Here is a 12,844-nt window from a genome sequence, read left to right on the forward strand (position 1 = left end):
CCATATTTTGTGAAATACATGATTGATGAGAGATTCTATCTCGTTCCATTGCTCTTTTTTATATAGAGGAAATGTGACACTGAAGTATCTATAAGGGAGAAATAGGATTTTTCCTTCGACAAAATGAAAATAAGGGGTTTATTGTTACTAAAAAGAAAAGCGGCCAGGAGTTGTTCTTGACCGCTTTATTTATGAAAAATTGTAATTCTTATTGATGTTTTTCAACCCACTCTCTGGCGTTAACAAAAGCTTCTACCCATGGCGAAACTTCATCTTGTCTGTTGCTTGGGTAATGTGCCCAGTTCCATTGGAATGTAGAACGCTCAATATGTGGCATCGTTACTAAGTGACGCCCTGTTTTATCACACATCATAGCCGTGTTGAAATCTGAGCCGTTTGGATTGTGAGGGTATTCCGCGTAAGCGTATTTACCAACAATGTGGTATTGGTCTTCAGATTCTGGTAAGTTAAATTTACCTTCACCGTGAGAAATCCAAACCCCTAAAGTACTTCCAGCTAAACTTGAAAGCATCACCGAGTTGTTTTCCTGAATTTTCACTGAAGTAAATGAACTTTCGTGTTTGTGGGAATTGTTGTGAACCATTTTACCGTGAACCTCGTGCTCTGGGTTAATTAATTCTAACTCCATCCATAACTGACAACCGTTACAAATACCAACAGATAACGTATCTTCACGCTTAAAGAAGTTTTTAATCACTTCGTTCGCTTTTTCGTTGTATTTGATGGCTCCGGCCCAACCTTTAGCAGAACCTAAAACGTCAGAGTTAGAGAATCCACCAACAGCGCCTAAGAACTGAATGTCTTCTAATGTTTCACGACCAGAAATTAAATCCGTCATATGAACATCTTTTACATCAAATCCGGCTAAGTACATCGCGTTTGCCATTTCACGCTCAGAGTTACTTCCTTTTTCACGTAAAATCGCTGCTTTTGGTCTTGGCTTACTTGCATCGATTATAGGAAGTTTCCCTGTAAATTGACTTGGGAACGTGTACTGTAATGGTTGATTTTTATAGTTGTCGTAACGGTCTTGTGCTAAACCGTTAGCTGTTTGTTTTTGATCTAATAAGAACGATGTTTTGTACCACATATCACGTAAACGAGATACCGTCATGGTGAATACATCCGTTCCGTTAATGATGCTTAATACATCGCTTTCTGTTACTTTACCAATGTTGAAGAAATCAATATTAGCAGCAGATAATACAGTTTCGATTGAAGTATCTTTCGACTGAATTACTAAACCAGCATTTTCAGCAAATAATACTTTAAATGAATCGTTTTCAGCTAAAGCGGTAATATCTAATTCAGCTCCTAAATTGTTATCAGCAAAACATAATTCTAATAAGGTAGTGATTAATCCACCAGAAGCCACATCATGTCCAGCAACAATTTGTCCGTCAAGAATGAGTTGTTGAATCGTGTTGAATACGGTTTTAACGTATGCGGCAGATTGAACATTTGGTGTATCGTTACCAATTTTGTTAACCACCTGAGCAAATGAACTACCACCTAATTTAAAGCTGTCTTGAGATAAGTTGATGTAATACACATCACCAGCACCTTTTTGGAATACAGGCTCAACTACCTTATTAATATCTGTACAGTTTGCAGCAGCCGAAATGATTACCGTACCAGGAGCAATAACCTCTTCGTTAGGATATTTTTGCTTCATGGATAGCGAATCTTTTCCGGTTGGCACGTTGATACCTAAATCAATTGCAAATTCTGAAACCGCTTCAACAGCTTCATATAAACGTGCATCTTCACCTTCATTTTTACAAGGCCACATCCAGTTTGCCGATAAAGACACATTTTGTAATCCGTCTTTTAATGGCGCCCAGATAATGTTAGTTAAGGCTTCTGTAATCGAGTTTCTACTTCCTGCAACCGGATTAATTAATCCTGAAACAGGTGAGTGCCCGATAGAAGTAGCAATACCTTCTTTACCTTTATAATCTAAGGCCATCACACCAACGTTGTTTAATGGAATTTGTAATGGTCCAACACATTGTTGTTTGGCTACTTTTCCACCAACACAACGGTCTACTTTATTGGTTAACCAGTCTTTAGATGCTACCGCTTCTAATTGTAGTAACTGGTCTAAATAATCGTAGTAGTTTTCTTTATTATAAGCAACATCGGCATAATTGCGAGCTACTTTTTTATCGTGCATGTATGTTTTTGGAGAACTTCCAAACATATCATCCATGGCTAAATCCATTGGTTTGTGTCCGTTGGTCTTAGACTCAAAAGTGAAACGGTGATTCCCCGTAACGTCTCCAACAGTGTACATTGGCGAACGCTCACGATCAGCAATTTTTTGTAAGGTTTCAATATGTTTTTCGGCAATGACTAGTCCCATACGTTCCTGAGATTCGTTCCCGATAATTTCTTTATCTGATAATGTTGGGTCACCTACAGGTAATTTATCTAAATCGATGTGTCCACCCGTTTCTTCAACTAATTCCGATAAACAGTTTAAGTGTCCACCAGCACCATGATCGTGAATAGAAACAATGTAGTTTTCATCGCTTTCAACCATACCACGAACTGCATTGGCAGCACGTTTTTGCATTTCAGGATTCGAACGTTGTACCGCGTTTAACTCGATACCTGATGCAAACTCTCCGGTATCAGCACTTGATACCGCAGCACCACCCATACCAATACGGTAGTTTTCCCCACCAAGGATAACTACTTTGTCACCAACAGTAGGTGTTGCTTTTAAAGCCTGGTCGGCTTTGCCATACCCAATACCTCCGGCTTGCATAATCACCTTGTCGAAACCTAGTTTTCTTGCGTCTTCTTCGTGCTCAAACGTTAATACCGAACCACAGATTAACGGTTGACCGAATTTGTTACCAAAATCTGAAGCTCCGTTAGAAGCCTTGATTAAGATATCCATTGGGGTTTGGTATAACCACTTACGCTCTTCCATAGCTTGTTCCCAAGGACGGTTTTCTTCCAAACGCGAGTAAGACGTCATGTAAACCGCAGTACCAGCTAAAGGTAAAGATCCTTTACCACCAGCTAAACGGTCACGAATTTCACCTCCGGAACCTGTAGCAGCACCATTAAATGGCTCTACGGTTGTAGGGAAGTTGTGGGTTTCTGCTTTTAATGAAATAACAGATTCGAATTCTTTAGTTTCGTAAAAATCTGGTTTATCAGCTGTTTTAGGAGCGAATTGTTCAACAACAGGCCCTTTTACAAAAGCCACGTTGTCTTTATATGCTGAAACGATATCGTTAGGATTCGTTTCCGACGTTTTACGAATCATTTTAAATAATGACGTCGGTTTTTCTTCACCATCAATAACAAATGTTCCATTGAAAATTTTGTGACGACAGTGCTCACTGTTTACTTGTGAGAAACCGAATACTTCAGAATCGGTTAATGGGCGACCAATTTTTTCAGAAACACCTTCTAAGTATGCCACTTCTTCATCACTTAAAGAAAGTCCTTCCTGAATGTTGTAAGCCGCAATATCTTCAATATCCAGAATAGGTTCTGGCTTGATATCTATTGTGAATGATTCTTGGTGTAATCCGTTGAATTTTTCAGAAATCATAGGATCATATCCTTTGAAATCTTCAGAAACAGCTTCGAATTCCTCAATTCGAATGATGTCTGAAATCCCCATGTTTTGAGTGATTTCCACCGCATTGGTACTCCAAGGCGTAATCATCGCTGCTCTTGGCCCAACAAAAAAAGCATCCAACGATGCTTGCTCTATTTTAGGCTGGTTGCCAAATAACCATGTTAATTTAGAAATGGTTTCTGTTGATAATTCTTTTGTTGTTTGAACAGCAAAAACCTTACTGTTTACGTTTCCAAAGAAATGAATCATTGTTGATGTATTAGGTTGTAATTTAAAAATGCAAAAATACACTTTTTTAGTCATTTAAGTGGCATTTTTTAGGAAAGCTTATTGCTATTTTCAAAGGGTTAATAAGTGGTGCTTAAAAGTACTTTTCCAAGAGATGACTAACAGAACTATAGTAGCTCTTTCCAAACAAATTGAGGTGAACCAATAAGTAATAGAGTTGGTAAATAGAAATTCTGTCTTGGGTATGGGAAGTTTCGGGATGTTGTTTGAAGTAAGCTGTATAGAATTCTGGGGCAAAACCACCAAATAATTTGCTCATGGCAATGTCTACCTCAAGGTGTCCGTAGTAAGGCGCAGGGTCTATAAGATAAGGTGTGCCATCTTGTGAAATCAGGTAATTACCACTCCATAAATCCCCATGTAAAAGTGAGGGGACTACATTTTGGAAGAAGGTAGCAAGTTTTGCTATCATTTGTTCTTTTGAAGGACATTCTGACTCTAAAAGTAATTGGTTTTGAATAGCGAGTTGTAATTGTGGAAACAGTCGTTCATTTACGTAGAATTCGATCCAAGTGTCAGTTGGTTTGTTGCTTTGATGCAAACTTCCTATATAATTGTCACTATCAAATCCAAACGAGTTGCTGGATACCTTGTGTAAGTTTCCTAATTCTTCCCCAAGCGTTTTAAAATCTTTGGAAGAAGGAGTTTTTGTAGGTATATATTCCATGAGTAGAAGAGAAGTGTCTTCAAGTTTATTACAATGTAATACGTCTGGAGTGGAAATGGTGTTGGTTTCTGCAATGAGCTTCAGTCCCAAGGCTTCCTTTTGAAACATATCGAGAGCTTTGGGACTCTTGTTGGCTTTTAGGAAATAGCAATTGCCCCTGGTTCTTAATAAATAAGCCTGAGAAATATCACCTCCTGAAATGGATTGAAAGTCCAAAATGGATTCATTTAATTGTTCTGATAGGTAGGTGATGATATTGGTTTCCATGCAATAAAAAAGGTCATCTGTTGATAGATGACCTTAAAATTACAAATTCTTATGAAGTTATTGTTTGATAAGCTTTTTGGTGACTGACTGATTTTGATACTGCAATTTAACCAGATAGATGCCGCTGTTTAGCTTGGAAATATCAATTTTATTTTCAGTGTTGGATACCTGTTTTTCAAGAGTCAGTTTACCTAAAACACTATAGATTTGAATTTCCAAATCAAAAGAAGTATCTATATAAAGTGTATTGCCATTTACTGGGTTGGGGTAGAAGCTAGGCTCTACGTTAGTTTGATATTCATTTACTGATAATTCTTCCTGCCAAATAGCACTTACATATTCTGGGTGGTCAATAAATGGGTTCCTATTGTCCTGATGCTCAAAAATGGCATTGTTTCTATCTATTTCCTTGGTGCTTACAGGGTCGTTGATATGCCAACTGTAAAGCAGGTCTAAAGCCCATTGTTCAAATACTTTATTGCTAGTGCCGTCAAGCATGCTGTTACCATTTGTGTCATTGGTTTCCCATGAAGCCACATCTTCTTGGTAACGAACAGCAATATAAAATAGACCACGGGCAATATCCCCTTTATAATCGTCTACAGGTTCAAAAACTTCTCCTACAGGTCCAGAAAGGTCAGTGCTGCCTCTTTGACTACCGTTTAGAGACGTGTAGCTTGCCGAAGAAACTTCTCCAAAAGCCAAATTACCGCGTTCGGCATTGACCTTTTTGTCGGTTGGTAGAATATGAAACGCATCGGCAAATATGGGATGGTTTTGGTTATTGCCAAACCAACTTCGAGGAAAGGTATGTTCACGGTTGTATTTATCACATTCTACTGTGCCACCAGTGCCATTGTCCTGGTCGATGCCAAATTCAAAATCACAATCGCTATAAACATCCCAGACTTTACCGTCTGTTCTCACATCTGAGGTTTGATACAAAGTCCAAAGTTGACTATAGGTTACGGAAGTATCGTGAAAGGCTTGGCCGCTACTATCGTCAATATCATCAATAATGGTTTTAAGTGCTGTTTTAAGAGTATACCCATCGAGCCCTTCGGCTGCATCATAATATCCTTCAGGGATTTGAGCAAACAAACGGAAAGTCATGAAAAATAAAAGCAGTAGGTAGTTATGTTTCATAAACGCACGTTTCGATTATTATTTGTTTTTCTCCAATTGAGCCATATAAAAACCATCAAATCCAGATTCGTAGGCCAAAATCTTTTTGTCTTTTACTAATTTGAAATCTTTACCGTTTTCCGACTTCAAAAAAGCTGCCACTTGGTTTTGGTTTTCCGATGGTAGTACAGAACAGGTGGCATATACCAATTTTCCTCCTGGTTTTACCATTTTGGAATATTGTTGCAATACTTCCTGTTGGGTCACTTTGATATTTTCAATGAATTCAGGTTCCAATTTCCACTTGGAATCTGGATTTCTTCTCATTACTCCTAGACCAGAACACGGCGCATCAATTAATACTCTATCAGCTTTTCCGTAAAGCTTTTTGATAGGCTTGGTAGAATCCAAAACTTTTAAATCCAAATTGTGCACACCGTTGCGTTTTGCTCTAACCTTGAGCTTTTTCAATTTACTTTCGTAAATGTCCATGGCAACTATTTGGCCTTTGTTTTCCATAAGGGAAGCAATGTGCAATGTTTTTCCACCAGCTCCTGCACAGGTATCAACAACTTTCATGCCAGGGGCAACATCTAGATATGGCGCAACCAATTGAGAAGAAGCATCCTGAACCTCAAACCATCCATCTTTAAAGGCCTCAGTTTTAAAAACATTGGCACGTTCCTTAAGCCTTAAGGCAGAAGTGTAGTCTGATAAAAACTCAGTTTCTATATTTTCAGACTGAAGGCGAAGTTGAAGGTCTTTCTTGTTCGTTTTTAAAGTGTTCACCCTTAAAATTACATCGGCCTGTTCGTTTTGTTTTGAAATTTCTTTGGTCCAAACTGCTTCGCCTAATTCCTGAACACCAAGTTCGTCCATCCAATCAGGAATGGAGTCGCGGAACTTTCTAATTTTGGAAAGTTCATCAAAACGTCCTTTGATTTTTCGTTGTGGGGTGTTTTCAAAATATTTCCAATCTGGCAATCTAATACCTTTCAAGGTAGCCCAAACAGCAAACAGACGCCAAATATCATCTCTGTCAAACGGTTCTTTTACGTTGGCGATTTCGGCATACAGGCGCTTCCAACGTACAATATCGTAAGTGGTTTCGGCCACAAAGGCACGGTCACGGCTTCCCCAACGCTTGTCGCGTTTTAAAAGCTGTTGGATTACTTTATCTGCATAAAGTCCTTCATTGAATATCTGTAATAAACCATCTACGGTTGCAAAACATAGGTTTCTGTGTAAGCGCATATTGTAATGTTCAAGGCCCTGTTGGCTAATTGGTTTTAATGCAATAGTTTAACAGTTGCCGGATTTAAAAAATAAAAACATGCAAAGGTAGTTTAAAAGCTACGAATTGTCATAAGAATTTTAAGTAAAACACATTCCTGGTGCTGTGTAATGTTCTAAATAAAAAAAGAAGCCATTTTGGCTTCCTTTTTATTATGGTTTCCCATGTTGTTCACGACGACGTTTTTTGAATTCCTCAAACATTTGATGTTTGAAATCATCTTCGGATTGTTTGAGGAGTAAAATTTTCTTGGCAGATAAAATCTCCCGTAAATCCTTGAGAAATTTTGTCTTCAACTGGTGACGTTGGTCTTCAATAGCTGCAATTTCATTTAGTAGGGCTTTGGCCTCGGATTCCGTTAAACTTTCCAAATTGGCATTTCTACGTTTAGTGAATGCTTCATGCCTAAGTTGGTTGTTGCTTTCTTCAAAAGTGTTGTAAACTGGCCAAAATTCTTGGGCCTCTTTTTTGGTGAGGTTCAAGCGTTCTGTTAGGAAGGCAATTTTTAAGGTCTTGATTTTCTCTCTGTCTGGTTCTTGGGCTTGTATGCCAAAGCTCAGACAAAAGAGAAGTACTGTTAAAGTGAATTGTCTCATGGTTCTGATATGTATTCCAAATCGTCCAGTGACGAATGTTCTATAAGATAATTTTCTATGGTTGCATCTGGGATGTTGGTTTCGTTAAACCCATCAAAAAGCAGATAGTCCTCAGTGGTCAAAGCTGCTAGGTCTTGATCTGTAAATTCTTCTTCAGATAAATAGCTTTCAATGGAAACTGTTTCTAGGTCATTAAAATCCAGACTGTCTTTGGAATTCAAGAATAAACCCAAAAGTAAGATGATGCTGGCCGCAATTCCGGCTGCATAAAAAGTGGTTTGCCGCGTCCAAAATGGTTTAATTTTAGGGTTAGCGAGTTCTTGGGCCTGTACTTTTCTTAAAACTTTGGCATCAAAAGACTCAAAATAATTAGAGGGCACTTTAAATCCGGGAGTAGTTATTTTGCTGGACAAATTTGCTTGATTCCAAATAGCGTCTTCGACCTTATCAAAATAGCCTTCAGGAACTTGGTGTCCCGCAGATTTATTAAGATGTAATTTGTTGTCTTTCATTGTTAATTGGACTAAATTATACCAAAAAGGTTTAATTTGAGCTTAGGTATTTTTCTATTTTCTTCACAGCAATATGATAGGATGCTTTCAGGGCACCTTCACTAGTTTCTAAAATGTCTGCCATTTCCCTATAAGTAATGTCATCAAAATATTTCATGTTGAAGATGAGCTGTTGCTTTTGTGGTAGCAAGGCTATGGCTTTTTGCAATTTCAACTGGATTTCGTCACCTTCAAAATACACATCGGCTTTTAGATTGTTTATGGCCTGTTGCTGAATTTCTTCACTTGAAGCTTTTAAAAACTTTGCTTTTCGGTTGAGAAAGGTAATAGATTCATTGGTGGCAATACGGTACATCCATGAAAACAATTGGCTTTCTCCTTTAAAGTTATGAATGTTTTTGTAAACTTTAATAAAGGTGTTTTGCAAAACATCGTCGGCATCATCATGGGAAATGACAATTTTCCTGATGTGCCAGTACAAACGCTCCTTGTATTGAGACAGTAATTCCTTAAATGCCTGTTCCTTGGTGCGTTCTGATTTTAATTGAACTATGAGGTCTTGTTCGCTTATCACCTGTTGTTTATTGCTTAGACATCACAAATTAGGAAAAGTTTAATGGAATTTTGGTGAAATACGATATTTGTGTAATTAATTGAGTATTAATTATTTACGCCGTGCACGAATCGATGAAATGCAATAAAACACGATAAAATGCATTTTTTTCTTGTATTGTATGTAAAAATGTTATAAGTTTACATCAGCCTAACCTATAAACCTGTTACCAATGTCCCCAAATTTGGTAATAAAAATGAAAAGGATGCGACAACTGTTGCATCCTTTTCTGGATTTATAAGGTTATTGTTTGTTAATCAAAGCTCTGCATTTCCACAAGCTTTTTATAAGCGCCTTGTTTGGCAAGCAATTCTTCGTGGGAACCTTGCTCTACAATTTGTCCTTTTTGCATCACAATAATTTCATCGGCATTTTGAATGGTAGATAACCTATGGGCTATGACAATAGAAGTACGGTGCATCATCATTTTTTCCAAAGCGTCCTGCACCAAACGTTCGCTTTCAGTATCCAATGCTGAAGTGGCTTCGTCCAAAATCATAATTGGAGGATTTTTTAGAACGGCCCTAGCGATGCTAAGACGTTGCTTTTGGCCACCAGAAAGTTTGTTCCCAGAATCTCCAATATTGGTTTCAATACCGTTCGGAAGTGTGCTTACAAATTCCCAAGCATTGGCAATTTTTAAGGCCTCGATAATCTCTTCATCAGTGGCGTCTTCTTTACCAATAAGCATGTTGTTTTTAATAGAATCATTGAAAAGGATAGAGTCTTGGGTAACCAATCCAATCAAGCCTCTTAATGAATGCTTGCTAAGGTCGCGAATATCATCGCCGTCTATAGTAATACTACCTTTGTTGACATCATAAAATCTGGTCACCAAATTGGCAATGGTACTTTTTCCACTTCCAGACTGTCCTACCAATGCCACAGTTTTTCCTTTAGGCACAGTAATTGAAAAGTCTTTCAAAACCCAGTCATCTTCATATTTAAAGGAGATATTATTAATGTCGATTGCTGTGGTAAACTCATTTTTAACTTTGGCATTTGCCTTATCCTGTAAAGGCGATTCTGTATTCAAAATTTCCAACACACGATCGGCGGCGGCATTTCCTGCCTTTACTTTGTAGCTTGCTTTACTAATGTCTTTCGCTGGTGTCAAAATTTGATAGGCCAAAGCCATATAGGTGATAAAAGCACCTCCGGAGAGAGTATTTTCTATAAGAACCATACTACCTCCATACCATAACAATGCTGCTATGGTAACGATTCCTAGAAATTCACTCGTAGGAGAGGCCAAGTTTTGGCGATTCAGTAAGGTGTTTGAAAAATGATAAAAGCGATTTGTAGAGTCTTGAAATTTGTCATTAAAGCGTTTCTCGGCATTAAATCCTTTGATGACTTTAAGTCCACTTAGAGTTTCCTCAAGGGTTGACAGGAATACACCCTGTTCGGTTTGTACTTTATTGGATTTGCGTTTTAAACTTTTTCCAATTCTAGAAATAATCAAGCCTGCTACCGGAATGAACAAAAACACAAAAACAGTGAGTTTTGTGGAAATAGTAAACATGGTGATAATTGCAAACACAATGGTTAAAGGTTCCTTTATAATAAGTTCCAATACGGCCAATAGTGAGTTTTTTACTTCATTCACATCTCCTGAAATACGCGCAATGATATCTCCCTTTTTCTTTTCAGAATAGAAAGATATAGGTAAGGTGATTACTTTGTCGTAAATGGCATTCCTTAAGTCCTTCAGGACCCCATTTCTAAGAAATGTTATAGAGAACAAGGCTAGATAATTAAACAGGTTTTTAAGTAAGAACAAGCTAATGATCAAAATAATCATATACAATAAAGTGCGCTCTGGCCCTTCATTGGCATTGGTTGTTGTTACAAAGTAATTAAGGTAATCCTCACCGTAAGATTTTAGATGCTTGATACCTTGGTACACAGGTTTTACGGTGAGTTTTTTAGTTTCTCCAAACAATACATTGATCATGGGCATTAAGGACACCATGGCCAGTGTACTGAACAGAGCGTAAAGCACATTGAAGAAAATATTAAGATATCCATACTTCTTATAAGGAAGTATGAATTGCGACAGTTTTTTTAGGTATTCCATTAATTGAGTTTCATGGCCTTTAAAATGGCATCGATTTTCGATTCCAATTTTTGTTCCACAGCTTTGAATTCTGACACATTGTCCAAGGTCGTGTTTACGCTAATGTAAAACTTGATTTTAGGCTCTGTGCCACTAGGTCTTAGGGCTATTCTGCTACCGTCTTCAGTAGTGTAGATCAATACATTTGATTTTGGAATGTCGATAGGACTTTCAGTGCCTAGTATTAAATCTTTTGAAGTGGATAATTGGTAATCGTCCACAGTTACTACTTTTGAACCATTCACTTCTTTCAATGGATTTTCACGGGCATCAACCATCATTTGTTTGATTTCTTCAGCGCCAGAAATTCCTTTTTTAGTTAAAGAGATCAAGCGTTCTTTAAAGAATCCATATTTCACATAAGCTTCAATTAACCCTTGGTAGAAGGAACCGCCTTGCGCTTTGGTATACGCGGCAATTTCACAAGCTAGTAGGGTAGAGGTAACCGCATCTTTATCGCGAACAAAATCCCCAACCATAAATCCGAAACTTTCCTCACCACCACCAATAAATTTCAGTTCAGGGAAATCGACGATCATTTTGGCGATCCATTTAAAACCTGTAAGTCCTACTTTATACGAAACTCCAAAAGCATCGGCCAGGTTTTGCATCATAGGGGTAGAAACAATCGTGGAACCTATAAATTCCTTTCCTTTGATAAGGTCTTTGTCATGCCATTGTTTCAATAGAAACTCGGTCATCATGATCATGGTCTGGTTTCCATTCAATAATACCATATTGCCTTCCAAATCTCTAACGGCAACTCCTAAACGGTCACTATCGGGGTCGGTTCCTATTACGATATCCGCATTAACTTTCTCAGCCAATTCCAAGGCCATTTTTAAGGCTTCAGGTTCTTCCGGGTTAGGGGAGGCCACCGTAGGGAAGTCTCCATTTGGTTCACTTTGAGCTTCCACAATATGAACATTTGTAAAGCCAGCACGTTTTAAAGTTTCCGGAATTGTGGTAATGGACGTTCCATGTAATGGCGTAAATACAATCGATAAATTGTCTTTGGCTTCCTGACTGGTAAAACTAGCATTGGCAACCGCTGCATCTACAAAGGCATCGTCAATATCTTTTCCGATATAATGAATTAAATCTTCGTTGGCATTGAATTTAACCTCAGAGTAATCCAATGCATTGATTTCTTCGATAGTTTCATGGTCTTGAGGAGGAACTAATTGACCTCCATCTTCCCAATATACTTTGTAGCCGTTATATTCAGGAGGGTTGTGTGATGCTGTTAAAACAATTCCGCATTGGCATCCTAGTTGTTTCACAGCAAAGGAAAGTTCAGGCGTAGGGCGTAAATCCTCAAACAGGTATACTTCAATATTATTGGCAGAGAACACATCTGCAACCACTTTTGCCAAAGTTTTACTGTTATGTCTACAGTCGTAGGCAATAACCACTTTAATAGGCTGATTAGGGAAGCATTTGTACAGGTAGTTGCTCAATCCTTGCGTATTTTTTCCAAGGGTATACTTATTGATACGGTTGGTACCAACGCCCATAATACCACGCATACCTCCGGTGCCAAATTCAAGATCCTTATAAAAGGATTCCTTAAGTTCGTTGGGGTTGCTGTCCATTAAAGATTTGATATGTTCCTGGGTATCGGCATCAAAGGTTGAAGTTAACCACATTTGGATGCGTTCCTGTAATTGAGGTTCTAAAGTGTTCATAAGCTAATATTATATCACAAAAATAAGCATTTCATACATTTTATGAGATG

General features: G+C 38.0%; 9 protein-coding genes. All 9 read right to left on the minus strand.

Annotated elements, in window-relative coordinates:
* Positions 1-208: 208 nt before the first annotated feature.
* The 9 genes from purL to BKM32_RS09285 all read right to left on the minus strand — a co-directional run bounded on the left by purL (position 209) and on the right by BKM32_RS09285 (position 12,794).
* Positions 209-3,874 carry a phosphoribosylformylglycinamidine synthase gene (gene purL, locus BKM32_RS09245; RefSeq protein ID WP_076663551.1) on the minus strand — a complete coding sequence of 1,222 codons (3,666 nt, stop codon included), beginning with the start codon at positions 3,872-3,874 and terminating at the stop codon, positions 209-211.
* 112 nt (positions 3,875-3,986) lie between these two features.
* Positions 3,987-4,847 (minus strand): fructosamine kinase family protein, encoded by an 861-nt coding sequence (locus BKM32_RS09250; RefSeq protein WP_076663552.1) that lies wholly within the window; start codon positions 4,845-4,847, stop codon positions 3,987-3,989.
* Positions 4,848-4,904: 57 nt separating this feature from the next.
* Positions 4,905-5,993 carry an endonuclease gene (locus BKM32_RS09255; protein WP_076663553.1) on the minus strand — a complete coding sequence of 363 codons (1,089 nt, stop codon included), beginning with the start codon at positions 5,991-5,993 and terminating at the stop codon, positions 4,905-4,907.
* A gap of 18 nt (positions 5,994-6,011) precedes the next feature.
* Positions 6,012-7,226: an RsmB/NOP family class I SAM-dependent RNA methyltransferase gene (locus BKM32_RS09260; RefSeq protein WP_076663554.1), complete on the minus strand. Its 1,215-nt coding sequence runs from the start codon at positions 7,224-7,226 to the stop codon at positions 6,012-6,014.
* 192 nt (positions 7,227-7,418) lie between these two features.
* A complete protein-coding gene (locus BKM32_RS09265; RefSeq protein ID WP_076663555.1) occupies positions 7,419-7,862 on the minus strand; it encodes a hypothetical protein in 444 nt (147 codons plus the stop codon).
* The gene (locus BKM32_RS09270; RefSeq protein WP_076663556.1) at positions 7,859-8,374 is read right to left on the minus strand and encodes a hypothetical protein; all 516 of its coding nucleotides are present in this window, start codon (positions 8,372-8,374) and stop codon (positions 7,859-7,861) included. The genes BKM32_RS09265 and BKM32_RS09270 overlap by 4 nt, the downstream gene beginning before the upstream one ends.
* A gap of 31 nt (positions 8,375-8,405) precedes the next feature.
* Positions 8,406-8,948 carry an RNA polymerase sigma factor gene (locus BKM32_RS09275; RefSeq protein ID WP_053978324.1) on the minus strand — a complete coding sequence of 181 codons (543 nt, stop codon included), beginning with the start codon at positions 8,946-8,948 and terminating at the stop codon, positions 8,406-8,408.
* Between the two features lie 292 nt (positions 8,949-9,240).
* Positions 9,241-11,067: an ABC transporter ATP-binding protein gene (locus BKM32_RS09280; protein WP_076663557.1), complete on the minus strand. Its 1,827-nt coding sequence runs from the start codon at positions 11,065-11,067 to the stop codon at positions 9,241-9,243.
* Positions 11,067-12,794 (minus strand): phospho-sugar mutase, encoded by a 1,728-nt coding sequence (locus BKM32_RS09285; RefSeq protein ID WP_076663558.1) that lies wholly within the window; start codon positions 12,792-12,794, stop codon positions 11,067-11,069. Before BKM32_RS09285 ends, BKM32_RS09280 begins: the two co-directional genes overlap by 1 nt.
* Between the last annotated feature and the right edge of the window lie 50 nt (positions 12,795-12,844).

The organism is Mangrovimonas sp. DI 80, from assembly GCF_001975575.1.
Classification (GTDB): Bacteria; Bacteroidota; Bacteroidia; order Flavobacteriales; family Flavobacteriaceae; genus Mangrovimonas_A; species Mangrovimonas_A xylaniphaga.